The sequence below is a fragment of the Embleya sp. NPDC020886 genome, assembly GCF_044333915.1.
Lineage (GTDB): Bacteria > Actinomycetota > Actinomycetes > Streptomycetales > Streptomycetaceae > Embleya.
The window spans coordinates 18365-43832 of sequence record NZ_JBIRRX010000026.1; the positions used below are offsets into that span (position 1 = coordinate 18365).

The window sequence follows — 25468 nt, forward strand, 5'->3', positions numbered from 1 at the left end:
CCTGCCCGCAACCGTGAACTCACGCTGGGTCGTCCCCGGTGGCATGACGTCGCCTCCCGCACCTTCGCTCACACCCCCGTCATGGCCGCACTGCGCGGAAGGCGCGACCACGAACGACCCTGTGGGCTGCCGGGGCGTACGCGTCATCGGACACGCCCTCTGTCTGGCCCACCTCGCCCCCACCGCCCGAACCGCATACCTGGCAACCCTGACCCCCGGCTCCGACATCGACCACCGCGGCACCACCTTCGACAGCCCTCTCCTGACCGCACTCCTCAGCGCACTCCGCGACCCCACCGCAACCCATCTCGGCAAGGCCAGCTTCACGGGCGCGACGTTCACCGCCGACGCCAGCTTCCGGGACGCGACGTTCACCGCCGACGCCAACTTCCGGGATGCGACGTTCACCGCCTACGCCAACTTCCAGGACGCGACGTTCACCGCCAAGGCCAGCTTCCTGGGCGCGACGTTCACCGCCAACGCCAACTTCCAGAACGCGACGTTCACCGCCAACGCCAACTTCCTGGGCGCGACGTTCACCGCCAAGGCCAGCTTCCTGGGCGCGACGTTCACCGCCAACGCCTACTTCAACGGTGCCGTGGTCGGTGGCGATGCCAGGTTCGCCGGTGTGAGATTCGAGTCCCTGGCGGTGTTGGGACCGTTGTGGTGTTGGGGCGTGTTGGACCTGTCGGGCGCGGTGTTCGATGTGCCGGTTGTGATCGAGGCCGCGACCGCCGCGATGCTGTGTGTACGGACCCGGTGGGAGGCGACCGCGACGCTGCGGCTGTGGCACGGTGACCTCGACATGAGCGGCGCGGTCCTGAACTTTCCCCTGGCCGTGGTCTCGGCGGCCGCAGACACCGACCCGGTGCGGGTGCGGACCGTGAGCGGGGTCGATGCGGCCCACTTGGTCCTCGCCGACACCGACCTCACCGACTGCCGGTTCCTCGGCGCCTTCCACCTCGACCAACTACGCCTGGAGGGCAACACCCGGTTCGCTCACACGCCCCCGGATTCGACCTGCTCCGCGGTATGCCCCTGCGCTGGACGGACCGCCTGGCCCTCGCCGAGGAACACCACTGGCGGGCACTGCCCACGCATCGTCCACGGCTGCGCGCCGGGTGGACACCCGCCCCGCCGGCGCCCTCCGATCCCCCGCCCACCGTGCCCGGGCCGGCCGCGCTCGCCGCGCTGTACCGCCAACTCCGCAAGGCCTTCGAGGACGGCAAGGACGAACCCGGCGCCGCCGACTTCTACATGGGCGAGATGGAGATGCGCCGCCTGGACCGACGCCCCGGCCGCAGCCACGCCGAACGCCGACTCCTCACCGCCTACTGGGCCCTGTCCGGCTACGGCCTACGAGCCTCCCGAGCCCTCGTCTGGCTCGGCATCGCCATGACCACCACCGTCATCTTGATGATGCTCTGGGGGTTACCCACCAGCGACCCGAAATCCAAGGTGACGGGCACGCTGCCCGCCGCAGGACAGGCGGTGAACCTGACCGTCGACAACGGCGACCCCACCCTCACCGGCACCACCCACGACCACCTGACCGGCAAACGCGCCGAGAAGGCCACCCGAGTCGTCCTGAACTCCGTGGTCTTCCGCTCCTCCGGCCAGAACCTGACCACCGCAGGGGCCTACATCGAGATGGTGTCCCGCTTCCTCGAACCCGTCCTCCTCGCCCTCGCCCTCCTCGCCATCCGAGGACGCGTCAAGCGATGACCGGGCTGACACATGTCGCGACCAAGTTCGCTGACACTCTCGCTGCCAACGACAAACGGACCCTGGCCCGGGAGTTGGGCCTGGAGGACCCGGAGGTCGAGGGAGAGTGAACGTGCGCGGGAAGGGCGTGGAACGGACGATCGAGGACGTCCTGGCGACGGCCCGTGTCCTGGTCTGCGAGTACGAGGACCTCGACCTGGTCGCCGAGCGGGAGGCCCTCGCCCGCGACCTGGACGACGACCGCGCCGCCGACCCGCCCTCCACCGCGGCGGGACCGGGCCTGCCTCGGCACGAACGCGCCGCCCGCCAACTCGCCGTCACCGACGTCCTGGTGCTGACCTCGCCCGGGGCCGCGGCCCGCCTCGGCCGCCTGGTCAACGACCGTCGGCTGATCGACCCGCGCGGCGCGCTGGTGTTCGCCTGCCTGCTGCACGTGTCCGGCCGGGACGAGGGGGCGATGTTCTGGTGGCGGTTCGCCGCCGGCGGCGGCAGCCACCACGCCGCGTGGTGTCTGTACCTGAAACACCGCAGCCGCGGCGAGGCCCGCGACGCCGACTACTGGCTCGACCAGGCCCGGGTGCTGTCCGCCCTCACCCGGGCCACCCCACCCCCGCCGTTCACCCCCGCCGAGGACGACCGCCCGCTCCTGCCGGCCGACGCGCGCGAGAGCATCAGGGCCCAGTGCGAGCGGGGCGACCGACCCCGCCTGCCCCATCGCCTGGAGACGGTGATGCGCCGGCTGCGTGTCGAAAACGACGCCGACTACCCGAGCGTCCCCCAGCCCTGCGGTGGCCTGCCCGACGCCCTTACCGCCGCGCCCTGCTGACACTTCCCTCTCTGCGGGCGACCGGATGGGCGGGGGGTGATGGCGCGGCGGCGCCATGTCGGTGGGGGCGATGACGACGCATGGATGGCCGGCGGCCGGACCCTCGCAGCGCGGGGGCAAGGTTCCCGCGAACGCCGTCGGCAGGGCGCGGCCCTTGGTCTCGGCGCTGCGCTTTCCCACCGGACACGTCCTTCTCTCGCGACTCCGCCGAGGAGGACGGGGCAATCGTGTCGCCGTGTCTTCAGTCGTCGGGTGGTAGGTCGTCTGCATCGAAGCCGCGCTGCGACCACACTCGCAAGAGCGCGACGCGGTCGTGGTCGCCCGCCGTTTGCCGCAACTGAGCCAAGGTCATCAGTACATGCCTGTCTCCGGCGTCGACCGCTTCGCGGGCCAGGTGATCCGCGCTCTCGTGGTCGCCCGCTTCCTCTCGTGACTTTGCCAGGGATGACAGGGCATAGGAATGTCCTTTGCCGGCGGCTTCGCGGGCCAGGCGTTCGGCGCCCTCATGGTCACCTGCCTCCTCTCGCGACTTTGCCAGGGATGACAGGACGTAGGAATGTCCTTTGTTGGCGGCTTGGCGGGCCAGGTGTTCGGCGGTTTCTCGATCGCCCGCCTGTTCGCGCAGCAGGGCCAGCCCTTTCAGTGCCTCAACGTTTCCCATGTCGGCGGCTTGGCGGTACAGGCGCTCGGCGCCTTCGTGGTCGCCCACTTGCTCGCGCAGCTCGGCCAGCCACGTCAGCGCCTCAAGGTTCCTGACGTCGGCGACTTTGCGGTACAGGCGCTCGGCGCTTTCGTGGTCGCCTGTCGCCTCCCACATCGTGGCCAGCCACGTCAGCGCCCCGAGGTGCCCGGTGTCGGCGGCTTCGCAGGCCAAGTGTTCCGCGCTCTCACGGTCGCCTGCCTTCTCCCGCAGAGCGGCCAGCCGTGCCAGCGCGTCGAAGCTTCCCGCGTCGGCGGCTCGGCGGGCCAGGTGCTCGGCGGTTTCTCGATCGCCCGCCTGTTCGCGCAGCAGGGCCAGCCCTGTCAGGGCTTCACGGCTTCCCGTGTCGGCGGCTTGGCGGTACAGCTGTTCGGCGCCCCCGGGGTCGCCTGCTTGTCTGCGCAGCGCGGCCAACCGCATCAGTGCTCCAACGTCCCCGGCGTCTGCGGCTTCGCGGTACAGGCCTTCGCTCCCGTCAAGGTCACCTGCCTGCTCCCGTAGCAGGGCCAGGCCCGTAAGTACCTCTGGGTGACCGATGCCAACGGCCCTGCGGGCCAAGGTTTCAGCACCTTGGTGATCGTCTGCCTGTTCTCGTAGTTCGGTCAACCATGGCAAGAAAGCTCCGGCATCGGGGACTTCGCAAGCCAGGCGTTCGGCGGCCTTGTGATCGCCCGCTCTCTCTCGAGCTGTGGCAGCCCATATCAGGGCGTTGCGGGAGCCGGCGGCGGTGGCTTCGCGGGCCAGGCGTTCAGCGTTCGCCAAATCCCCTGCGTCCGCCAGCACCAGAACCAACCGTTCCAGTGCCTCAATGTCTCCGGCGGCGACAGCTTGACGGTAGAGCCGCTCGGCGCTCTCAAGGTCTCCTGCCTCGTGTCGCGAATAGGCCAGCGCGCCCCGTCCGCGTGGATCGCCGGCATTCGCTGCCTTCGCGTAGAGGCGTTCGGCGTGGCGTATCCGTAGCCGTGCGCGTGCGGCGCGACCCAGGGTGAGGTCGTCGTCGGTGGTGTGTGCGTGGTCGTGTGCGGCTGTCCAGAAGGAGGCGCCGGGACACAGGGCGCCGCGTGTGTGGCGTGCGTGTTGTTCGAGGTAGTCGGCGAGGCGATAGGTGGGTCCGTCGCCCGTGGGCGGGTTGTGGCTGCGTCGTCGTGGTCGGATGCGGGTCAGGGGTGCGGTGGCGCCGTGGACGCGGGTGGTGGCGTAGGCGAGGGCTTGTTCGAACCAGTCGTCGGTGAGCGTGTCCGATTCGTGGTCGGTGAGGTAGGCGTCGGCGGCGTCCTCGAGGAACGCCTGTCGTAGAACGGGCCCGTGGCCCAGGCGCCGGGCGTCCATGGCGGCCTCGAGTACCGCCCGCGCGTGGGCCGGGGCGAGGTCGAGGCGTTTGAGCAGTGCGAGGGCGCCCGCCAGGAACTGGGCCACGCGCCCGTCGTTCCCATTGGCGAGGGCGTGTGCCAACCGCGGATCCTCGCTCGCTTTGGCGCGCAAGGTCTCCAGGTCGCTGCCAGTGAATGTCTCGGGTACGCGCAGATCGGTACCGGTGAGCAGTGCCCGTGCCTGCGTGTGCGGATCCGGGCGGTCGGCGGAGGGCTGACTGGTGAGGGTGGTCCAGTGGGGGTCGGGCCACAGCGTCGCCAGTACCAGCACGGGTCCGCGAGAGGGGTCGCGCAGGAGTTCGCGTAGTTCGGCCGCGACGCGTTCGCCAGCCCCGGCCGGTTCCAGGTAGAACTGGGCCTCGTTGAGCCACACGACCGTGCGCGGCCCCACCGCGGACAGTTCGGCCAGGGCGGCCTCGGGCCGTCCGGGGGCGATGGGGTGCCACAACCGCCACCCGTCCGTCACACCCCGCAACGCCTCCCAGCAGGCGCGGGTCTTGCCGGTGGAGGACCCGGCCACCAACGTGACCATCACACTCTCCCCACCCGCCGCGCGCTCCACCGCCGCGCGCAGCACCGTGTCGTGGGCGCGGGGTACGTACACCGGCAACACCGGCAGCCCGGCCCGCGCGTGTTCGGGGGCGTCGATCGCGCGGTGCACCTCCAACGCGAACGCGTCCGTGAACTCCCGGACCGGCCGGCCCACGAAACCCTCGCCCGCGACCGCGTGTTCGGTGGGCCGCGAAGCGTGGGGTCGCCCGGCGGGGCGGCGTCCGCGCCCGGCCTCGCCGCGCAGGCGTTCCCACGCCGCGACCGGCGTCGGTACATAGGCGCGATCCCGCCGGGTGGCCTCGTGCCCGAGCCAGGTCACCAGGAACGCGAATCGCACCGGGTCGCCCGGCACGGTCCGTCCGGTGAACCAGTCGCCGAGGGAGGTAGTGCTCAACGCCACCGCCGGTTGTTGCCCGGCGCCCTGACGGACGAGTCTCGCGTACGTGGGCGACCCGGCCCGTTCCCACAACTCCCTCAGTGAACAAGCCAGTTCCGCTGCCTTGCCGCCCGCATCTTGCGCCACGAACCCCGACCCCGACCCTCTCGACTCGTCCGGTCCGGATCCGGTCCGGACACCGACCGGAAAACCCGCGCCCCCGGAGCCAGCAGCCTAAAGACACACGACCGGCCCGGGAACGGTCGCCGGAAAAACCTCCGCCGGCGCCCGATGAGGCGAGACGAACCCGCCCGGGGTTCGCACACTCACTCGGGGAGACCACCGTGAACGACGATCCGACCACCTGCCCCGGCCCCGACCCGACTCCCGGCCGTGCGGCTCGCGGCCGCCTGGCCCGTGCCGCCCACTCCCTTGCCGCGAGCGCGTTGCGGGGTCTGGCCACCGGCACGGGTACCGCCGCCGGCACGTGGCTCGTGTGGTGGATCACCCACCGCTGACGTTTCGGCCGACCGGGGCGCGACGGCCGGCGTCGTCGACGCGCCCGGATCCCCCGGTGTGCCGTTGCCCGCCGGTCGCGGACGGGCGCCGGTGTCGTGCCGACCGGCGACCGGCCCGGCGCTCTCGGGGCCGGGCCGTCCGGTGCGGCGCCACGAACGTGCGCGGTCGTATACGGAGTTGGTCGTCGGTGGCCCCGATCCGCTTTCCGATGGCGCTGCGGCCGTTCCCGCATGTCCGGATCGGCCCGGTGGTTCGTGTCCCGGCATGACCTTCGAGACCGTCAGCTCACGAACCCGCGTGACCCTTCCCGAGTCGACGCTGGTCAGAGCACTACCCATAATCGAATGTATGTGCGAAGACGACCCGGGCGCCCCTACGGCGAAGGAACCCCGCCCCGGTGCCGCCGCTGCGCCGAGGCCCCGCGGCCGGGCCGGTGTCGCGCCGCCGGGGTGGCCTCGGGGTGTCCGCCCGCCCGGTGTCGACGGGTGGGAGGAGACGGCCGTGGTGTGGCTGTTCGACCTGTGCCCGCCCGGCTACCGGGGCCACGAGGTGTTGCGCAAGTACCCGTTGATCCTGGCCCGGATGGCCCGACAGCACGTGTCGGCCGCGTTGGCGGCGGCCCGGCACGGGTACGGCACCGCCCGCGCCGAGACCGGCCGTACCCTCCCGGACGCGGACCTGGAGAGCACGCTGCGCATGTACGAGTACGAGGGTGCGCGGGCCGCCGCGACCGACCGCGCGGTGCGCCTGGTCGAGGACGCCCTCGGCGGGGACCGGTGGGAACCCCGGTTGTGACCGTGCCGGTCGGTAGCGTGGGCCGGTGGACACCACGGGGCGGGACACGGACCGGGCACGGTGGGACCGCGCAATGCACCACGCGCGCGACCTGGTCGCGTGGCACCAGGAGCACACCCTGGGCATCGACGCCCAAGCGTGGCTGCGGATCGTGTACGAGCGTCCGGCGGCCGAGCTGGACCGGGCCCGCGACCGAACCGCGGTCGCGCTGGTGCCGGCCTGCGCCGCGCGGGATCACGGTGTAGCGGTGGACGATCTGCTCGTGGGTGACACCATCGGCTACTGGATATGGCCGCCCGGCCACGCCGGCCGCCTGCTCGCCGAGGCGCTGCTGTTGTCGGACGCGAAAACGTCAGTGGTTCTCGCCACGGGTAAATGTCAGTGATTTCAGCGTTTGACGCGTCCTCGGATGGCGAGAGCTGAGAGGCCGAGGAGGACGGGTTCGAGGAGGCGGGAGGTCATCTCGATGTAGGTGCCCGCGGTGGTGAGGTTTTGGCCGCTGGATCGGAACACCACGGAGTTGAGGACGACGCGGGTGGCCTTCTCGGCGCGTTTGCCGGTGAGTCGTGTGTGGGGCGTGCCGGTCAGGACGGGGTCGGGGTTGTCGGTCGTGAGCGTGATGTTCTGCCCGGTCAGGGTGCCGGTCGTCCGTGGTTCGGGGTCGCTGGTGGGCAGTCCCCAGAGCATCGTCGCGAGGACGGTGGCGGTCATGGCGAGGAGAAGCCAGCTCAGGGCGCGGGTGGCGCGGAGGCCGTAGCCGGACAGGGCCCAGTAGGCCGTGATCAGGGCGCGTTCGGCGCGGGGTGTGTCGTGGTGGTCGTGGCGGCGCATGGACATCTCGCCGTAGTAGAAGTCGGCTGCACCCGGTTCGTTCTTGCCGTCCTCGAACGCTTTGCGCAGGTCACGGTAGACGGGGGCGAGATCGTCGGGTCCGGGGATGCCGTTGGGGTGGTGGTACGGGCTCGGGGTCCATTCGCGGGCGGTGAGTGCGGCCCGGTTGGCGGGAGGGGTGCGGGTGGCGCGCCAGTGGTGTTCCTCGGCCAGGACCCGGCGACCGGTCCACCTCCACGGCACGCCGAATCGCCAGTGCGCGCCGATGGGGGGCCGGGCGAAGATCGTGCGACCGGTGAGACGGAGCTGGTCGAGGTGGAAGGCACCGGTGAACTCACACTCGGTGAGGTCGGTGTCGGTCAGGACCAGGTGCGCGGCGTCGATCCCGCGTAGGGAGAGCACACGCACGCCCGGGTCGTCCGTGTTCCACGGGGCCTCGGACACGGGGGCGACGGGGGTGCCGAGAGGTGCGTGGTGGGTGCTGATCGCAACGGGTTGAGTGACCACCGCGTCCGTCAGGTCCACGCTCGCGTACCGCAGTCGCAGCGCCGCCGTCGACTCCCAGCGGGTACGTACGCACACCACCGACGTCGCGGCGACGGAGATGGTCACCGGCGCGGTGAACACGGCGTTCGACAGGTCCAGGCACCCTCGGCACGCGAACGGCCCCAGTGCGGCGGCGGTGGTGAAGGCGGCACCGACGAAGCCGGCGTCGGTGGAGAAGACGGCGCCGTCGAACCGGGCCTCGTTTGCGAACGTCGCGCGCAGGAAGGAGGCGTCGATGGTGAACGCGGTGTCGGCGAACCAGGCGTCGCCGGCGAATGTCGCGCTGCCGAACCGGGCGGCGGCGGTGAACACGGTCTGGGAGAACCCGGCGAAGGTCGCGAACGTCGCCCCGACGAATCGTGCCTCGGCGGTGAAAACGGCTCGCGTGAACTGGCTACTGCCGAACGTGGCACCGGTGAAATGAGCGTCGCCCGTGAACGTCGCGCGGTCGAACCGGGCGTTGGTGAGGGTGGCGTTGTCGAACCAGGCGGCGGCCGTGAAGATGGCGCTTTCGAAGGAGGCGTCGGCCGTGAATGTGGCACCGGCGAACTCGGCGTCGGCCGTGAACGTCGCGCCGACGAACCGGGCGTCGGCCGTGAACGTCGCGCCGTTGAACCGACCCCTTCCGGTGAACGACGCGCCGTCGAAGCGTGCGTCGGTGGCGAACGTCGCCTCGTCGAACCGGGCGGTCCCGAACTCGGGTTGGGTCGCGGGCGGACTTCGGAGGACGTCGAGGAGTTCGTCCAGCAGCGAAGTCGTGAAGGTCGTGCCGCGGTGGTCGACGTGGGCACCCGGGTGCAGGCTCGCGAGGTACCCGGCCCGCTCGGCCGGGTCGAGGTGGGCCAGGCACCGGGTGTGCCCGGTGACGTGTATGCCCCGGCATCCGACGGGGTCGTTCACGGTCGCGCCTTCCGCACAGTGCGGCCACGGCGGGGGAGTGGGCGAGGGCGGGGGAGGCGACGTCATGCCATCGAGGACGACCCTGTGTGAACCTTCGGTTGCGGAACGATCAACCGGACTCGGCTACCTGATGCTCCGTCGGAAACGACGACATTTCCCGTGGCGAACGCGCTGACACTTGCTGTCCAAAACCACTGACATCCATCGCGATGTCCAACCACATCACCGGTGTTGTTGGACGCGAATTTGTCAGTGGATCTGGCCACCACCAAATGTCAGTGGTTTCAGCGTGTGACGCGGCCTCGGATGGCGAGGGCTGCGAGGCCGAGGAGGACGGGTTCGAGGAAGTGTGACGTCATCTCGATGTAGGTGCCCGCGGTGGTGAGGTTCTGTCCGCTGGAGCGGAAGACCACCGAGTTCAGGACGACTCGGGTCGCCTTTTCGGTACGTTCGCCGGTCAATCGTTCGTGGGGTGAGCCAGTCAGGATCGGGTCGGGGTTGTCGGTGACGAGGTCTACGCGTTGGCCGGGTTGTGCCTGGATCCCGACGGTGTGGGGCTTGGGGTCGTCGGTGGGCAGGCCCCAGAGCATCATCGCGAGGACGGTGGCGGTCATGGCGAGCAGGAGCCAGGTCAGGGCGCGGGAGGCGCGCAGGCCGTAGCCGGACAGGGCCCAGTAGGCGGTGAGCAGTCCGCGTTCGGCGCGGTTGCGGCCGGGGCGTCGGTCGAGGCGGCGCATCTCCATCTCGCCCATGTAGAAGTCGGCGGCGCCGGGTTCGTCCTTGCCGTCTTCGAAGGCCTTGCGGAGTTGGCGGTACAGCGCAGCGAGCGCGGCCGTACGTGTTGCCCACCGTATTGCCGTACGTATTGCCCTACGTGTTGCCTAAGCGTCCGGCCGCCCGGGATCGTTTCCCCTGGTCACAGCCCCCGAACAGCCGGGGGCGGATGCGGACTTCTTCCCTGGGCGACCCCTCGGCCGGGCCGTCCCGCTCGAACACCACCCACACCCGGCGCCCGGTACCACCGACCCGAGCACCCTCCGAGCACCCCGGGCCCGGCCCGGCCGGGTGCCGCCACCGGCATGTTTGCGCGATCGGCGGTCGCGCGTCGAGGGGGCCGGCTACGGTCGGGGCCATGACCGACACACCCCCGCCCGACACCCCGACCCGGCGCTGGTACGGCAGCGACCCCGGCTACCCCGAACCCGACCACCCCGGCATCGAGTTGACCGGCGGCCCACTCGACGGCGAGTGGCTGGTCCTGGTCGACGACCACGACCCGCCCTACCCGAACGGGGTCGCCCTGGAGGCCGACGGCTGCGCGTGGCGATACGGGCGCAGCCACTACGAGCACGCGGATCCCCCGGACGGCCCCCGAGTGACGCCCACACGAGCCGAACCGCCCCGACCGATGGCCCGTCGTACCGGGCGTCGCCTGCCCCGTCGCCTGCCCCGTCGCGCCGAGAAACGACGGGCCCGCGACCGCGTCCGGGCCGGTCGGCGGCGGATGTGCACCCCTGCGGATGCGCAGCCTGTATATGGGGTTCATCGTGAGCAACCCCAATCCACCCACCGGCCGGCCCGGCCGCCCCCACTCACGTCCAGCGCATCCCCAACACGTCCAGCTCGGCGATGCGTTCAGCCGGGAGTTTCGCTCGCCTGCTCCTGGTCGTGGTCACCCACACCCCCAACCTGACGTCCTCCGGCCACCCGTCGAACGCCACCACGGACTCCACGTGGGCGCGCGGCACCTCCAAATGCCCCACCCGGGCCCGGTACGCCGCCGCGACGCTACGTGGAGCCCGCGGCCGGCAGGGGACCGCCGATCAACGGGGGAGAACCATTGGGGGGATCGAGATGAGCGCATGGGAGGCCGGGTCGTCCGGTGTCGGATCTGCGGTCGCGCGGGCGAACCTCGCACGGCGGCCCTACGATCACCGGTTACGGGATATCGGGTGGGTCCTCAAGTCCTCCGGCACGACAACGGTGTCGGCGGCCGGTGGACGCCCCGGATTCCGCGGTGTCGGCCCCGCGCTCGCGGGGCCGCCCCGACATGCTTCGTGTCGGGGGTGTCGGTCTTGCCCGGGGGGCAGTGGATGAGTCCGGTCGTACAGCGTCTTCTGGGTGCCGCGGGGACGGTGGTGGTCGCCGCCGTGGTGAACCTGGCCACCGGGTTCCTCACCGACCACCGGTCGACGGCCTGGTGGGTCTCCGCGGCCGTGCTGCTCGTGGTGGGCGTCGGGGTGCAGTGGTGCCTCCCGGTGCCGACCGCGCGGCCCCGGCGCCAGTCGGCCGAGGACAACACGGTCGGCGGCTCGTTCACCCAGACGTCCGCGGGACCCGCCGAGCAGGAAGCGCACCGGAACGCGATCACGGGCGACTTCGAGCAGCGCCAGGATGGGTGAGCCGCGGAAAGGCCTTCGGCGCCTGTTCGGCCGGCGCCCCGCGCGGCGACCCGAGATCGTCCAGGACGCGCACGGCAACACCGCCGCCGGGAGCCTCCAGCAGAACATCGGCGGGACCAACGTCGGCGGTGACCAGCACAACGTCACCGCGAACACCGTCCTGGGGAACCTCAACGTCTTCCAGGCCGGAGCGAGGGACGACACCGGCGCCGGCGAGTCGCAGGACGCGGCCTTCGCACGGGAGCGGCGAGAGTACCTGCATCGCGTGTGCGACCGGTACCGGCGGGTGGACCTGGAAATCCTCACCCCCTCGACGCGCAGGACGAACACCCGGAGATGCTCCTACGCGAAGTGTTCGTCCCCCAGAACGTCCGGGAGAACCCCCCTCCCTTCGAACTCCTCGACCTCCCCCGCGAGGTCCTGCGACGCCTCGCCGACGGCGAACACATACCCGCTCTGCCGGACCGCCTGGACCGCGAACGCCTGGAACAGGCCCGCCGCGCCTACCGCGACCGCCCCGCGCACCCGGTCCTGGACGCGCTCGCCCGCACGGACCGAGCCGTGATCCTCGGCGACCCCGGAGCCGGCAAATCCACCCTCGCCCGCTACGCGATGCTCGCCCTGGCCACGGCCGAACTCGAACCCCACACCGACACCACCACCCTGCCCGCCGACTGGAAGGGCCGGCTGCCACTCCTGGTCGAACTGCGCTCCTACGCCGACCCGATGTGGCGCGGCCGCGGCTTCCTCGACCTGATCGACGAACTCGGGCGCGAACACAACCTGGGCCTGCCCAAGACCCGACTGAAAGCCTTCCTCGACGACGGCGGACGGGCACTGGTCGTCTTCGACGGCCTCGACGAGATCTTCGACCCCGACACCAGAGCCGACGTCGTCGCCCGCATCGAGGGATTCGCCTCCCTGTATCGAGGCGTCCGCACGATCGTCACCTCTCGCGTCATCGGCTACCGCCGAACCGCGCTCGACGCCGCCGGGTTCACCACCCACATGCTCCAGGACCTCGAACCCGCCCAGATCGAAGCGTTCGCCACCGCCTGGTACGACCGCAGCTGCAAAGGCGACCCCCAAGCGGGCACGCGGATGCGCGCCCGCCTCCTGGAAGCCATCGCCGACTCCAACGCCGTCGCCGAACTCGCCGGCAACCCGATGCTCCTGACCATCCTGGCCATCATCGCCCGCCGACGCGAACTACCCCGAGACCGACGAACCGTCTACCGACACGCCGTCACCGTCCTGATCGAACACTGGGACGTCAACAAACACCTCGGACACACCGAGAACACCGGACTACCCCGCCCCGAACCCGACGACAAACTCGCCATGCTCCACCGCGTCGCCCGCCGCATGCAGGACGGCCCCGCCGGACTCGCCGGCAACCACCTCGCCGCCAAAGACCTGATCGAAGAACTCACCACCTACTTCACCGACGAACTCAAATACCCCCACGACCGCGCTCACACCGCCGCCCGCGCCATCCTCAACCAATTCCAACACCGCAACTTCATCCTCTCCAGCTTCGGCGCCGGCCTCTACGGCTTCGTCCACCGCGCCTTCCTCGAATACCTCGCCGCCGACGACATCAACGAACAACTCACCAACCGCGACCTCGAAGAACCCCAACTCCTCGCCCTCTTCGCCACCCACGCCCACGACCCCGCCTGGAGAGAAACACTCCTCCTCCTCGTCGGCATGATCCCCAACAAATTCGCCGCCGCCGTCACCCAACTCCGCGACGCCACCCCCACCTGGCAACTCCACCCCCGCCTGCCGACCACATCCCTCCCTCGCCCTGAGCGCCGTCGGCGAGATCCGCCACCGTCCCACCCTCACAAGCCTGGCCCCCGACACCACCCGCCTCCTCATCCGACTGCTCACCGAAGCGGCGAGAAGAGAAAGAACCTACGACCGGGGCCTCATCGAAGCGCTGCTGTCTCGGGCACTGCCCGCACTCGAACAACCACCCGCATGGCTGGACGCCCCCCGGTATCAGGCCTGGCACCAGGCTTCCGGATACGCCCTCCGACAGGCCCCCGCCACCCGCCACACCGCCGCGCGGCTCCACCTCGCCACTCGAAACCAGACCCCGACCTCCTTGCATCACTACGCCACTTCCGACACCAGCCCAATTCTTCGTCAGGTTGCGGTCGAGGCGATTGCGGACGGGTGGCCGGATGATTCGGGGACGCTCGCGTTGCTTCGCGACCTCGCCACCACCGACACCGACGGTGACGTTCGGATGGTCGCGGTCGGGGCGATCGCGGGTGGGTGGCCGGATGATCCGGGGGCGCTCGCGTTGCTTCGCGACCTCGCCACCACCGACACCGACGCTGGTGTTCGGCAGGTCGCGGTCGGGGCGATCGCGGGTGGGTGGCCGGATGATTCGGGGGCGCTCGCGTTGCTTCGCGACCTCGCCACCACCGACACCGACGGTGACGTTCGGCAGGTCGCGGTCCACGCCATCGCGCGACACCACCCCAAGGATCGCAAACAGGCCTCTGATTGAGGGGTGTCTTCGCGTACGTGCTCATAAGTGCGGGAGACTGCCAGGGTTGGTTGCTGCTGCGGGTGGCGGCGCAGATCGGTAGTGCAACGAGCCCCGGCCTACAGATGGCCCGTCGTACCGGTGTCGCCTGCCTCCTCGCCCTGAGAAGCGACAGGTAGGCGGCGATGTCCGGGCCGGTCGGCGGCGGATGTGCACCCCCACCGGCGCGCAGGCTGTATATGGGGTTCTTCGTGAGCAACCCCAATTCACCCACCGGTGGCCCGGCCCCGCCCTATGTCCAGCGCATCCCCAACACGTCCAGCGCCGCGATGCGTTCGGCAGGCAGCTTCGCCCGCCTGTTCCTGGTGGTGGTGATCCATACTCCGAGCCGTACGTCCTCGGGCCACCCGTCGGCGGCCACCACCGACTCGACGTGGGCGCGCGGCACCTCCAGGTGCCCCACCCGGTTCCGGTAGGCCGCCGCCGCGCTCATCGCGATCGTCCACGCCTGCTCGCGCGTGCGCCGCGGCCGAGGCCCGTCCGGCACCGCCGCCGCGGTGTCGACCGTCGCGGGTGGGGTGAGCCCGAGCGCCACCAGATGCTCGCGCTGCGGCTCGTTCAGCCCGTCCCACCCCGACCGCTGCCGAGCCACCCACCGCCCGATCGTCGTACCGCGGTGCACTACGTCCAGGCCGACATCGTCCAGCCGGGCCCCGTCGCCGAGTTCGGCCAGATACTCGGCTGCGTGATGATCTGCGGAGGTTCGTCGGTGGTCGTTCGTCATTCGAGTGTCAGTGTGTTCCTGCCGGTTCCATCCGGATTCGCGCTGTCGATCACTGGCGGGTTCGCACTGACGGATTTGACGAACCGGCAGGTCGGATTCGTGCCGATTACCAGGTACAGCACCGCGCGGGCCGAGATCGGCCCGACGCTCCCGGCCGCCGACGTCGACGCGATGCTGCGCGTCTACGAGTACGAGGGATCGCGCGCCGCCGTGACCGAACACGCGGTGCGTCTGGTCGAGGAAGCCCTGGGCGGGGGGCGGTGGGAACCGCGCCTGTGATGGCGGCGGTTGTCTACCGTGTTGCCGTTCGTATTGCCACGCCCGAGGGTCTTGGACGGTTTCTCTCACATCTCGTCGGTTGCATCGAAGCCACGCTGCGACCACACCCGCATGCGTTGGACGCCGTCGCGGTTGCCCGCCGTTTGCCGCAAGTGAGCCAAGGTCATCAGCACATGCCTGTCTCCGGCCTCGATCGCTTCGCGGGCCAGGCGCTCCGCGCCCATGTGGTCGCCCGCCTTTTCTCGTGACTTTGCCAGGGATGACAGGGCGTAGGGATGTCCTTTGCCGGCGGCTTGGCGGGCCAGGTGTTCGGCGCCCCCGTGGTCGCCGGCCTGCTCGCGTGACTTTGCCAGGGATGACAGGGCGTAGGGATGTCCTTTGCCGGCGGCTTGGCGGGCCAGGTGTTCGGCGCCCTCGTGGTCGCCCGCTTGCTCGCGCAGCATGGCCAGCCCTGCGAGAGCCTCAAGGCTTCCCGCGTCGGCGGCTTCGCGGTACAGGTGTTCGGCGCCCTCATGGTCGCCCGCCTGCTCGCGCAGCGCGGCCAGCCACGTCAGTGCCTCAAGGTTCCTGGTGTCGGCGGCTTCGCGGTACAGGCGCTCGGCGCGTTCATGGTCGCCCGTCTTCTCCTGCGGCGCGCCCAGCCACGGCAGTTCCCCAAGGCTCCCGATGCCGGCGGCTTCGCAGGCCAAGCGTTCCGCGCCCTCTTGGTCGCCTGCCTCATCCCGCAGCGCGGCCAGCCGTGTCAGTGCGTGAGTGTTTCCCGCGTCGGCGGCTTGGCGGGCCAGGCGCTCGGCACCCTCGCGATCGCCCGCCTGCTCGCGTAGGGCGGCCAGCCCTGCGAGAGCCTCAAGGCTTCCCGCGTCGGCGGCTTCGCGGTACAGGTGTTCGGCGCCCTCGTGGTCGCCCGCCTGCTCGCGCAGCGCGGCCAGCCGCATCAGTGCCCCAAGGTCCCCGGTGTCGGCGGCTTCGCGGTACAGGTGCTCGGCGCCCTCGTGGTCGCCCGCCTGCTCGCGCAGCAGGGCCAGGTTCGTAAGTACTTCCGGGTGACCGATGCCAACGGCCCTGCGGGCCAAATCTTCGGCACCCTGATGATCGCCTGCCTTTTCCCGTAGTTCGGCCAACCATGACAGCACGTAGAAGTGTTTAGCATTGGCGGCTTCGCAAGCCAGGCGTTCGGCGGCTTCGCGATCGCCCGCCCTCTCTCGAGCTGTGGCTGCCCACATCAGCGCGTTGGGGGAGCCGGCGTCGGTCGCTTCGCGGGCCAGGCGTTCAGCGCTCGCCGAATCCCCGGCATCCGCCAGCACCAGAACCAGCCGTTCCAATGCCTCAACGTCTCCGGTGTCGGCCGCTGGGCGGTAGAGGCGCTCGGCGCTCTCAAGGTCTCCCGCCTCGTGTCGCGAATGGGCCAGTGAGCCCTGTCCGCGTGGATCGCCGGCGTTCGCCGCCTTCGCGAAGAGGCGTTCGGCGTGGCGTAGCCGTAGCCGCGCGTATGCGGCGTGACCGAGGCTGAGGTCGTCGTCGGTGGTGTGGGCGTGGTCGTGGGCGGCGTTCCAGAAGGGGGTGCCGGGGCACTGGGCACCGCGTGTGAGGCGTGCGTGTTGTTCGAGGTAGTCGGCGAGGCGGTAGGTGGGTCCGTCACCGTCGGCATCGCGGGCGCGTCTCCGGGGGCGGATGCGGGTCAGGGGCGCGGTCGCGCCGTGGACCCGTTCGGTGGTGTAGGCGAGGGCTTGTTCGAACCAGTCGTCGTCGAGGGTGTCGGATTCGTGGTCGGTGAGGTAGGCGTCGGCGGCGTCCTCGAGGAACGCCTGTCGCAGGACGGGTCCGTGGCCGAGGCGTCGGGCGTCCATCGCCGCTTCGAGTACCGCCCGGGCGGCGGCCGGCGCCAACTCGAGGCGTTTGAGCAGCGCGAGCGCCCCCGCCAGATACTGCGTGACCCGCCCGTCGTCACCGGCCACCAGGGCGTTTACCAACCGCGGATCCTCCACGGCGCGTTCTCGGACGGCGTCCAGGTCGGTGCCGGTGAACGCCTCCGGAACCCGCAGATCGGTACCCGTCAGCAGGGCCCGGGCCTGGGCGTGCGAATCCGGCGTCCCGGCCGCGGGGGTGGCGGTCAGAGTCGTCCAGTGGGGGTCGGACCACAGCGTCGCCAGCACCAGCACGGGCCTGCGGGTCGGATCACGCAGGAGTTCGCGCAGCTCCGCCGCGACGCGCTCGCCGACCCCGGCCGGTTCCAGATAGAACTGGGCCTCGTTCAGCCACACGACGGTCCGCGGCCCGACGGCGGACAAGTCCGCGAGGGCGGCCTCGGGGCGTCCCGGAGCGATCGGGTGCCACAACCGCCACCCGTCCGGCACCGCGCACAGCGCTTCCCAGCAGGCGCGGGTCTTGCCGGTGGAGGACCCGGCCACCAACGTGACCATCACGCTCTCCCCGCCCGCCGCACGTTCTACTGCCGCGCACAACTCGTGATCGTGAGCGCGCGGGACGTACACCGGCAGCACCGGCAGCCCGGCCTGCGCGTGTTCGGGGGCGTCGATCGCGCGGTGCACCTCCAACGCGAACGGATCCGTGAACTCGCGAACCGGCCGCCCGACGAAAGCACCCCCACCATCCGTGGGTTCGCGGGGCGCGCGGGGCCATCCAGCGGGGCGGCGTTCACGCTCGGCAGCCGTGCGCAGGCCTTCCCACCCTGCGGCCGGCGTCGCGACATGGGAGTGATCGATACGGGTTGCCTCCCGCTCCAGCCAGGTCACCAGGAACGCGAACCGCACCGGATCGGCCGGTACCCCGCGCCCGTTGAACCAGTCGCTGAGCACCGTCGTTCTCAACACCACCGCGGGTCGTTCCCCGGCGCCTCGGCGAACGAGTGTCGCGTACGTGGGCGACCCGGCCCGCTCCCACAACTCGCGCAGCGACCGCGCCAGTTCCGCCGCCTTGCCGCCCGCATCCCCCATCACGAACCCGACCTTCCCGACCCGTCCGGTCCGGATCCGGTCCGGACGACCACCGGATAACCCACGCCCCCGGACCCAGCAGCCTAGAGACGGACGACCGGCCCCGGGGTGGTCGCCGGAAAAACGTCCGTGGGCGCTCGATGGGACGACACGAACCCGCCCGGGGTTCGCACCCACTCGGGGAGAGCACTGTGAACGACGACCAGCCGGCCGACAACGCGACCACCGCGAGCCGAGGCTGCCTCACGCGTGTCGCCCGATCCCTCGCCGCAAGCACCGCGCGGGGACTGGCCGCCGGCGCCGGCACCGCCACCGGCACCTGGATCGTGTGGTGGATCATCCACCACTGACCGTCGCAACGCTCGGCGCCGTTGCGGAAGCCGCGGTCGGTATCCGCTGTTGTTCGTGCCGGGCGCGGGCGGGGCCGGTGTCGTGCCGGCCGGCGCCGCCCGCGACCCGCCCGGCCGGCCTCGGGGGATGGGCCGATCCGGTGCGGCCCGCCCGGCGACGGGGAACGCGCCGGTGGCCACCGGGCCCAACGACCGACCCGTCCCCGAGGTGACGCGTCGCATGAGTGGGTGCCCTCTCCCAACCCGGCGCCGCGCAAGCAGGAGCAGCCGGCCCACCCGACCGATTGCCCGTCGTTCCGATCGATGCGGCCAGGGGTTCTCCCGGCCGCCGGGTGGGATCAGATCGCGCTGATCAGGGGCGTGGACGCTGGTTCCGGTGCCGTAGTGGTTGAGCGGGGCATCGGGCGTGTGTCGGTCAGGTTCGCGTTGCGCAGGTTCACGTTGCGCAGGTCCGCGCCAAACAGGACCGCGTGGGTCAGGTCGGCGTCGGTCAGGTTCGCCCCGGACAGATTCGCGTTGGACAGGTTCGCGCTGACCAGGAGCGCATCGAGCAGGTTCGCCCCGGACAGGTTCGCGGTGAGCAAGAACGCATCGGTCAGGTTCGCATCCCATAGGTTCGCGCCAGACAGGTCCGCACCAATCAGCATCGCGCCGGACAGGTCCGCCTCGATCAGGCTCGCCCCGATCACAGTCGCGCTGAACAGGTTCGCGCGGGTCAGGTTCGCGCGGGCCAGAAATGCGTGGGACAGCTGCGCTTCGGACAGGCGCGCTTTGGTCAGGTTTGCGCTGGCCAGGTTCGCGCTCGATAGGTTCGTGCCGCGCAGGTCCGCGCCGATCAAATTCACGCCGCGCAGGTCCATGCCCCGCAGGTCCACGCCGGCCAGGTCCACGCCGCGCAGGTCCACGCCGCGCAGGTCCACGCCGGCCAGGTGCGCGCCGCGCAGGTGGAGGCCGGACAGGTCCACCAGGGAACCGGTGGGCCTGATGAGTGTGAGGGTGGTCAGGGCCGTCTGCACGTCCGGGTCGGGGTGATCGGGCGCGCCGGTCGCTCCGACGGCGGGGGCGCGGTCGCGCAGGAACGCGACGAGGATCCGCACGACATGATCGGTCTGTTCCGGGGCGTCCTGGACGATCTGCTCCAACGCGAACACCCCACCCGACCGCACATACCGGTGATCGGACCCCAACCGCTCCAACGCGTTGGTAAACCGCTCGGTCACCTGACCACGACGATTCAAGCGGAAGTTGCGGGCCGTGTAGAACAACGCGAACCCCGCGCCCAGCGCGGCCAACCCCTGGATGAGCGCCAACCGGAACTGCCCCTCGGCCTGCGCACGCGTCCCCGCGTCCAGCCGATCCCACTCCGGACGCGACATCGGCACTACCGCGTGCAACACCGCCGCCCCCCACACCACGGCCACCACCGCAACCGCCGCCGTCCCGCCGGCCACGCCGATCCACACCCGCCGATCCCACCCACGAAGCTTCATCCCCACATGGAACAGCGCGACCGAACCGCCCGGCATGCAGAACAAGGAGATCGCCCCGATTCCGAGGGGACTCCCCAGCAACCAGCCCGGGACCGGGCGCCCCCTCACACCCACCCGACCCGCACCGAGGCCCACGTTCGGCCCGATCCCGGCGGACCGATTACCCGTCGCCTGCCCCGTCGCCTGGGGTGTCGCCTGCCCCGTCGCACTTGGAAACGACGGGGCCCACGCGTGTGTTCGGGCCGGTCGGGGGCCGATGTGCACCCTCGAAAATGCGCAGGCTGTATATGGGGTTCATCGTGAGCAACCCCGATCCATCCCGCCGGCGGCCCGGCCCCCGCCCTACGTCCAGCGCATCCCCAACACGTCCAACACCGCGACCCGTTCGGCCGACAGCTTCGCCCGTCTGTTCCTGGTCGTCGTCACCCACACCCCGAGTCGTACGTCCTCGGGCCGCCCGTCGAACGCCACCACGACTCCACGTGGGCGCGCGCGGGACCTCCGGGTGCGCCGGCCCCCGCACGCGGATGGGCCGGCCCGGGGAGCCGGCCCGGCCCGTCCGCTTTCGGGCCCGGTGGCCGGGCCGGGCGTCGTGGCGCCACCCGCGGACGGGGATGCTCGCGTCGAGGGCGTTGTCCTGGTCGCCCGGCCGCGGGGGTCGTGGGTTACTCCGGGAAGTAGGCGCTCGCGCCGAATTCGAAGACCTCGGTCTCTCCGGGCGGCACCACGCCGATGACGTTCCCGGTGCAGTTGGGCTGGTCGAAGACCAGCGCGGGCGCGGGGGTGTTGTTGGTGACGGCGAAGGGCCACCGGGTGGCGTTGACGCAGCCCTTCGCCCGGGCCGGGGCGGCCGGGGCGGTGTCGGCGTGCGCGGGGGTGTCGTGCCGGGAGGGTTGGGCCGAGGCCGTGGGGGCCGTGGTGCCCGCGGCCAACAGGGCCGCGCCGAGGGTGGTCGCGATGAACATGCCGATGCGTCGCACGGGGGATACCGCCTTCGCGAAGGGGTTGTCGGGGGACGACCGGCACGGTCCCCCGCGACACCCGGCCACACACGCCGCGCGCCCGGACGACACCCGTACGCCACACGAATCGCACACCGTCGACGCGAGGCCCGGCGTGCCGGCCCGGTGCCGGTCCGGGCGCTCCGGGGTGCGGTCCCGGGGTTCGGCTGGACGGGCGCGTGGGCGCGTGGGCGCGGTGCGTGGTGGTTCGGCGGCCCGCAGCGAAGGCGGGCTTCGTGGTGGGGATTCCTCCGCCGGTCGGCGTCGACGCGGCCCTGGGGTGGGGTCGGCGGACACTCCCTTGCCCGGGAGGGGTGGTTTCAGCAGTACAGGTCGCTCAGGCACAGGCCGCGGGAGTCGTCGGAGGAGACGTCGACGGAGCCGGTGTTCGACCAGTTGCCGGGGCCCTGGGGGGCGGGCCTGGTGACCTGCACGTGCCAGTCGTCGTCGGCGTGTGCGATGCCGGCGGGTGCGAGGGTGCCGACGGCGGCGAGCGACAGGGCCGCGACGGCGGTGCGAATGCGCATGGACGTCTCCTTGCGGATGGGGAGGCGGTGGTGTGGCCATCGTCGCCGTCGCGGCGTCACGGGGCGTGCGACGCGCCCGGTCCGCCGGGCGGGATCACCCGTCCGGGTGCTGCCGCGCCTCCGCCGGGCCGGGGCCGCTGCCGAGGCCGGGCCGATGCGGGGAGGCTTCGTGCGGGGGCGGGCCGTGTCGTTCGTTGCCCGGGGGCGTTGTCCCGTGCATGAGTGGTGAGGAGTATCCGGGGGCGGTCGTCGATACGCGGGGGTGGGCGGCCTCGGTGGCGGGTTTCGTCCTCGGCGAGCCGGTCGAGGACGTGGTCGCGGTGGGCGCGATCCGGCGGGAGGCCGAGCGTGTGTGCGTGGTCGCGGCGGACGTGCTCGCGGGTTTGGGACGGCTCGATCGCGTTGCCGGGGGCGGGGCCGGGGGTAGCGGAGCGGCGGTTGGGTCCGCCGTGGCCGGCGACCCGCGGGCGGAGGCGGCGCAAGGCCGGGCCCGGGCTGCGGGGTGGAGGACGACGTGGGGTCCGGTGGGCCTGGGTACCTCGGCCGCCAGGCCGGCCGGTGCCCGTCGCCCGGTTCCGGGCCTGGGATGTCCGTGGCCGGTGCGGACGAGCCCGCATCTGGAGCGGGCCCGTGAGCACACCGCCGACTGGATGTACCGGTTCGGTCTTGTGGAGGATCCGCGGGCCAACGCGCGGCAGTTGCGCGAGTGGAGGATCGGAGAGCTCGCCGGGATGTGCTTTCCCGATGCGACCGCGGAGGGCCTGGATTTGGCCTGTGATCTGATGGGCTGGTACTTCGCGCCGTTCGACGACCTGTTCGACGGCGAGTTGGGCCGCGATCCGGTCGGGGCGGGTCGGCTCCTGGGCGAGATGACCGCGATCGTGGACCGGCCGCTGCCGGTGGCCGGCCCGGGGCAGCCCCCGGTGGTGCGTGCCTTCGCCGACCTCTTCCGCCGCAGCGTCGCGGGCATGTCCCTCGCCTGGCGACGGCGGGCGGCACGGAACTGGAAGGACTATCTCGCCGGGCAGTTCGCCGAGGTCGTCGACCGCCGCGGCGGCCCGATGCCGGATCCGACGAGTTGTCTGCACCGGCGGGTGAGAACGACATCGACGCAGGTGGTCTGCGACCTCGCCGAGCGGGTCGAGGGCTACGAGGTGGACAACCTGGTCGCGCACATGCCGGGTCTTTCCGAACTGCGGCTGATCGCCGCCGAGATCGTCGCGATCGACAACGACGTGGTGTCGGCGGACCGCGAGAAGGCACGCGGCGACCTCCACAACAATCTGCTGCTGGTCCTGGAAACCACCCGGGGCCTCACCCGGCACGCGGCGTTGCAGCGGCTCGCGGGCATGCTGCGAGAGCGATACGAGCGGTTCGAACGCCTGGAACGCCACACCGCCGACCCGGGCCCGACGCCGGGCCCACCGACATCGAACCTCCGACGCAACGTGGCCGGGCTCCGGGACATCGTTGCCGGGACCTGCGTGTGGGAGAACACCACCGGCCGCGGCCGCACGTGAGGGCCCGCCCGGGCCGCCGGGCGGATGTGCACCCGCTCCGGGGGCGGCACGCGCGCTCGTGTGCGCGGGGGTTCGCGATGCCCGGTCGTTGCGCGTACGTCGGCGACCCGGGGCCGAGAGTCCGCCCCGGGTGGACGTGCCGGTCGAGGTCGTGCACGCAGGCCCGGCCCGACGAGGAACGGCACATCCTCCGATTCCGCCGAAAGCGCGGCCGGATCGGCCTCACCCGGCCCGGCGCCCCGAACCGCTCCGGCTGGCCTTTTCTCAAAACTCAGCGACATCACTCTTCCGTGGAACCAAGCGATCTCACCACAGAGCAACAAACGTGCTTGGAACTCGTGTATAGAGCCAAGCATCCCGACGAACGTCGCGATCGGGTCTCCCTTCGCCGCTCGGGCGTCCCGTCATTCCTCGAATTCGCTCGGCTGCCACTGGTTGGGGTCCAGACCCATCGGGTGCTCCTTTTCCACGGTTGTCCGACGTGAACCGGGCCGGGACTCGACGGCCGATGGCCCCGACCGGACCGACGACGGTCTCGGTGATGACGCCCCCCGAGGCCGGGACGAGCTGGGTCGCGGGCGGTGGAGGGCGCGACGTTGAAACCGGCCCGGCCCGGGTCGGTGCCCCGGGACGCTGTGGGTGGAGTCCGTCGTCGCAGTTCGCAGTGTCCGGAGTGATGGTTTGATTCCCGGCGACCTGGGCGACGAGCCGATGTGGCGGCGACGGCAGTGATGTGTGGGCATCTTCGTTCTTCGACGAACCGTCGAAGAGGAGACTCCACGTCCTGCCACGCGTCATGTCCGTACGGTTCGGAAAGGGCTCAGTCGATGGCGTGCATCCTGATCGTGGCCGACAGCAGTGGTTCCGCCAAGGGTGGTGTCCCCGCGTTCAATCAACGCTTCGCCGTCGCTGCGGCAAGGAACCACGAGACGTACCTGCTCATTCCGGCGCAGGACAACACGCAGGAGCCGCAGGCGGTCGCGAAGGATCATCCGGGAGTGCGGGTGGCCGTGATTCCCAATCCCCATACACGCAAGCAGATGGAGACCGGCGAGGAGTTGCTCCCGCTGCTCCTGAACGAGTTCGTCGTAGCGACCGATCCGGACATGGTCGGTTCCGTCCCGACCCTGTGCGCGGACGCCCAGGGAAACATCGTCTCGGGTTACCTGCCGAAGGGCCGTTCCCTGGCGCAGGGCCCCCAGGTCGTGATCGGGCATTCGCGATTCTCGGGTCTCGCTCCCGGGAGCATCGTCAAGGGACCCCGCACCACGTACGAGGAGGCGCACGTCGAGCCGCACGCGTGGTATCCGGACGCGAAGTACGCGCATCTGGTCCACATGGAGGTCGAGAGGCTCGGGCTGGTCAAGGAGGAGCCGGCGGGCAAACGGTGGTTGAAGATCCTGTTCGAGACGATCGCGTTGATGGATGCCGACACCGTGGCGTGCGTGGGGGGTTGCTCGTTCGAGTGGGTGTGGGGGTTTCGCGAGGCCGGCCGCAGGTCCCTGCCCGGGCGGGGGATCCGGGCGCGACTGCACGAACTCGTCCCTGGGGCGCGGCTCTCGCCGAAGCCGGAGCCTCTGCCGCCCTCGCAGACGCTGCGTCTGTTGCTGGTGGGCAGGGCCGGCGACAAGACCAAGGACGCGGAGGGCGCCGTGCAGATGGTCAGGAAGATGGCGCCGGCGCAACCGTTGGTGCCGCAGATGCCGTATCCGGCGCGCTTGACGGTGCTGGGCATGCCGGTGGAGGCGGTGGACACGTGGCAGGTGTGCGTGAACGTGTTGACGGATCTGCCGGAGAACACCCCTGCGGACAATCGGATGGCGAGCATCGAACCGTTCGGGCCGCCGTCGAGGGTGGTCGAGGAGATCGACAAGGCGGACATGGTCCTGTCGTGCTCCTTCAGCGAGGCGTTCAGTCTGGTGTGCCTCGAGGGGCTACAGCGGGGCAAGCCGGTCGTGACGTCGTACAACAACGGATTCGCTCGGTTTCTGCTGGACGCGGATCGGGTTCCCCCGGGGGTCGGTGAACCGTTCGTGGTGCGGGATCAGGACGTCACCGGCGCGGATCGCATCGCCTTGTGGGCCACCCGCCTGCGCGATGCGCGTGAGGACCTCGCCGATCTCGACGCGAAGGTCGACACTCTGCGGGACATTCTGGGTCGCTACACGTGGGAGCACTGTGTCGACGCGTTGGTCGAGGCGGCCGAACACGCAGACTACGACTCCAAGCAGATCGCGGACGGGAAGATCATGCCGGTCCTCGAGGTCGCGTCGACGGACGTCGCGCCGAGCGAAGTCGATGAGTGGGCCGCGTGGTGGAGCCTGTGAGTCCCGGCCGCCCCGAGCCGTCGGGGGATTGTCCGTGGGGATCGCGTGGGGCATCTTCACGGTGAGGGCCTCGTGGGCCCGAGCCCGTCGGGGAGGCGACGCCGTCCTCGTCGTCGGGTCGGGGTGTGTCGGCGTGCCGAGGTCCCGGGGCGGAGGGTGATTGCGCGCGTTCGCGGGCCCGGGGCCGGGGG

Annotated in this window: 20 protein-coding genes and 3 pseudogenes; 13 read left to right on the top strand and 10 right to left on the bottom strand. The window is 71.0% G+C overall.

Going from position 1 to position 25468, the window contains the following annotated elements:
- Positions 1-43: 43 nt before the first annotated feature.
- The 3 genes and pseudogenes from ACH4U8_RS43955 to ACH4U8_RS43965 form a co-directional block, all read left to right on the top strand.
- A pseudogene (locus ACH4U8_RS43955) lies at positions 44-586 on the top strand (pentapeptide repeat-containing protein); the annotation flags it as partial.
- Positions 587-1032: 446 nt separating this feature from the next.
- Entirely contained in the window at positions 1033-1725 is a 693-nt protein-coding gene (locus ACH4U8_RS43960; protein WP_395784237.1) for a hypothetical protein, read from the top strand.
- 112 nt (positions 1726-1837) lie between these two features.
- A complete protein-coding gene (locus ACH4U8_RS43965) occupies positions 1838-2551 on the top strand; it encodes a hypothetical protein (RefSeq protein ID WP_395784139.1) in 714 nt (237 codons plus the stop codon).
- Positions 2552-2792: 241 nt separating this feature from the next.
- On the opposite strand, the gene ACH4U8_RS43970 is transcribed toward ACH4U8_RS43965, so the two are convergent.
- Complete coding sequence (locus ACH4U8_RS43970; protein ID WP_395784141.1) at positions 2793-5573, bottom strand: transcriptional regulator; 2781 nt, start codon at positions 5571-5573, stop codon at positions 2793-2795.
- A 320-nt stretch (positions 5574-5893) separates the two neighbouring features.
- On the opposite strand from ACH4U8_RS43970, the gene ACH4U8_RS43975 reads away from it, so the two are divergent.
- The 3 genes from ACH4U8_RS43975 to ACH4U8_RS43985 all read left to right on the top strand — a co-directional run bounded on the left by ACH4U8_RS43975 (position 5894) and on the right by ACH4U8_RS43985 (position 7248).
- Positions 5894-6067, top strand: coding sequence for a hypothetical protein (locus tag ACH4U8_RS43975; protein WP_395784143.1), 174 nt, complete (start codon positions 5894-5896; stop codon positions 6065-6067).
- Between the two features lie 502 nt (positions 6068-6569).
- Complete coding sequence (locus ACH4U8_RS43980; protein WP_395784145.1) at positions 6570-6863, top strand: hypothetical protein; 294 nt, start codon at positions 6570-6572, stop codon at positions 6861-6863.
- 25 nt (positions 6864-6888) lie between these two features.
- Positions 6889-7248, top strand: coding sequence for a hypothetical protein (locus tag ACH4U8_RS43985; protein ID WP_395784147.1), 360 nt, complete (start codon positions 6889-6891; stop codon positions 7246-7248).
- A 2-nt stretch (positions 7249-7250) separates the two neighbouring features.
- Here ACH4U8_RS43985 and ACH4U8_RS43990 read toward each other — a convergent pair whose 3' ends face one another.
- The 3 genes and pseudogenes from ACH4U8_RS43990 to ACH4U8_RS44000 all read right to left on the bottom strand — a co-directional run.
- Positions 7251-9140 (bottom strand): pentapeptide repeat-containing protein, encoded by a 1890-nt coding sequence (locus tag ACH4U8_RS43990; RefSeq protein ID WP_395784149.1) that lies wholly within the window; start codon positions 9138-9140, stop codon positions 7251-7253.
- Between the two features lie 284 nt (positions 9141-9424).
- A pseudogene (locus ACH4U8_RS43995) lies at positions 9425-9973 on the bottom strand (pentapeptide repeat-containing protein); the annotation flags it as partial.
- A 759-nt stretch (positions 9974-10732) separates the two neighbouring features.
- A pseudogene (locus ACH4U8_RS44000) lies at positions 10733-10912 on the bottom strand (helicase associated domain-containing protein); the annotation flags it as partial.
- Between the two features lie 321 nt (positions 10913-11233).
- Between ACH4U8_RS44000 and ACH4U8_RS44005 the strand changes: the two are divergent.
- The 3 genes from ACH4U8_RS44005 (at position 11234) to ACH4U8_RS44015 (ending at position 14066) form a co-directional block, all read left to right on the top strand.
- Positions 11234-11542 carry a hypothetical protein gene (locus ACH4U8_RS44005; RefSeq protein ID WP_395784151.1) on the top strand — a complete coding sequence of 103 codons (309 nt, stop codon included), beginning with the start codon at positions 11234-11236 and terminating at the stop codon, positions 11540-11542.
- Between the two features lie 336 nt (positions 11543-11878).
- Positions 11879-13738, top strand: coding sequence for an NACHT domain-containing protein (locus ACH4U8_RS44010; RefSeq protein ID WP_395784153.1), 1860 nt, complete (start codon positions 11879-11881; stop codon positions 13736-13738).
- On the top strand, positions 13656-14066 hold the full coding sequence (locus ACH4U8_RS44015) for a HEAT repeat domain-containing protein (protein ID WP_395784155.1): 411 nt from the start codon (positions 13656-13658) through the stop codon (positions 14064-14066). The genes ACH4U8_RS44010 and ACH4U8_RS44015 overlap by 83 nt, the downstream gene beginning before the upstream one ends.
- Before the next feature lie 271 nt (positions 14067-14337).
- Here ACH4U8_RS44015 and ACH4U8_RS44020 read toward each other — a convergent pair whose 3' ends face one another.
- A complete protein-coding gene (locus tag ACH4U8_RS44020) occupies positions 14338-14829 on the bottom strand; it encodes a helicase associated domain-containing protein (protein ID WP_395784157.1) in 492 nt (163 codons plus the stop codon).
- Between the two features lie 99 nt (positions 14830-14928).
- Between ACH4U8_RS44020 and ACH4U8_RS44025 the strand changes: the two genes are divergently transcribed.
- A complete protein-coding gene (locus ACH4U8_RS44025) occupies positions 14929-15108 on the top strand; it encodes a hypothetical protein (protein ID WP_395784159.1) in 180 nt (59 codons plus the stop codon).
- Between the two features lie 65 nt (positions 15109-15173).
- Here the strand turns inward: ACH4U8_RS44025 and ACH4U8_RS44030 are convergent, their stop codons facing one another.
- Complete coding sequence (locus ACH4U8_RS44030) at positions 15174-18065, bottom strand: tetratricopeptide repeat protein (RefSeq protein ID WP_395784161.1); 2892 nt, start codon at positions 18063-18065, stop codon at positions 15174-15176.
- Between the two features lie 188 nt (positions 18066-18253).
- Here ACH4U8_RS44030 and ACH4U8_RS44035 point away from each other — a divergent pair, with 188 nt between their 5' ends.
- Positions 18254-18412: a hypothetical protein gene (locus ACH4U8_RS44035; protein WP_395784163.1), complete on the top strand. Its 159-nt coding sequence runs from the start codon at positions 18254-18256 to the stop codon at positions 18410-18412.
- Positions 18413-18750: 338 nt separating this feature from the next.
- On the opposite strand, the gene ACH4U8_RS44040 is transcribed toward ACH4U8_RS44035, so the two are convergent.
- The 4 genes from ACH4U8_RS44040 to ACH4U8_RS44055 all read right to left on the bottom strand — a co-directional run bounded on the left by ACH4U8_RS44040 (position 18751) and on the right by ACH4U8_RS44055 (position 21430).
- Positions 18751-19902 carry a pentapeptide repeat-containing protein gene (locus ACH4U8_RS44040; RefSeq protein ID WP_395784165.1) on the bottom strand — a complete coding sequence of 384 codons (1152 nt, stop codon included), beginning with the start codon at positions 19900-19902 and terminating at the stop codon, positions 18751-18753.
- 342 nt (positions 19903-20244) lie between these two features.
- Positions 20245-20373, bottom strand: a complete 129-nt coding sequence (locus tag ACH4U8_RS44045; RefSeq protein ID WP_395784167.1) for a helicase associated domain-containing protein — start codon at positions 20371-20373, stop codon at positions 20245-20247.
- Between the two features lie 194 nt (positions 20374-20567).
- Complete coding sequence (locus ACH4U8_RS44050) at positions 20568-20882, bottom strand: hypothetical protein (RefSeq protein ID WP_395784169.1); 315 nt, start codon at positions 20880-20882, stop codon at positions 20568-20570.
- 341 nt (positions 20883-21223) lie between these two features.
- Positions 21224-21430, bottom strand: a complete 207-nt coding sequence (locus tag ACH4U8_RS44055) for a hypothetical protein (protein ID WP_395784171.1) — start codon at positions 21428-21430, stop codon at positions 21224-21226.
- Positions 21431-22029: 599 nt separating this feature from the next.
- Between ACH4U8_RS44055 and ACH4U8_RS44060 the strand changes: the two genes are divergently transcribed.
- Positions 22030-22950: a pentalenene synthase gene (locus ACH4U8_RS44060; protein WP_395784173.1), complete on the top strand. Its 921-nt coding sequence runs from the start codon at positions 22030-22032 to the stop codon at positions 22948-22950.
- An 827-nt stretch (positions 22951-23777) separates the two neighbouring features.
- Positions 23778-25277 carry a glycosyltransferase gene (locus ACH4U8_RS44065; protein ID WP_395784175.1) on the top strand — a complete coding sequence of 500 codons (1500 nt, stop codon included), beginning with the start codon at positions 23778-23780 and terminating at the stop codon, positions 25275-25277.
- The last annotated feature ends 191 nt before the right edge of the window (positions 25278-25468 follow it).

Excerpts from the sequence above, each read along its gene's own strand:
- ACH4U8_RS44020 (WP_395784157.1), bottom strand. The coding sequence starts at position 14,829 with ATGACGAACGACCACCGACGAACCTCCGCAGATCATCACGCAGCCGAG.
- ACH4U8_RS44040 (WP_395784165.1), bottom strand. The coding sequence starts at position 19,902 with ATGAAGCTTCGTGGGTGGGATCGGCGGGTGTGGATCGGCGTGGCCGGC.
- ACH4U8_RS43960 (WP_395784237.1), top strand. The coding sequence starts at position 1,033 with ATGCCCCTGCGCTGGACGGACCGCCTGGCCCTCGCCGAGGAACACCAC.
- ACH4U8_RS44010 (WP_395784153.1), top strand. The coding sequence starts at position 11,879 with ATGCTCCTACGCGAAGTGTTCGTCCCCCAGAACGTCCGGGAGAACCCC.
- ACH4U8_RS44055 (WP_395784171.1), bottom strand. The coding sequence starts at position 21,430 with ATGCGCATTCGCACCGCCGTCGCGGCCCTGTCGCTCGCCGCCGTCGGC.
- ACH4U8_RS44065 (WP_395784175.1), top strand. The coding sequence starts at position 23,778 with ATGGCGTGCATCCTGATCGTGGCCGACAGCAGTGGTTCCGCCAAGGGT.
- ACH4U8_RS44005 (WP_395784151.1), top strand. The coding sequence starts at position 11,234 with ATGAGTCCGGTCGTACAGCGTCTTCTGGGTGCCGCGGGGACGGTGGTG.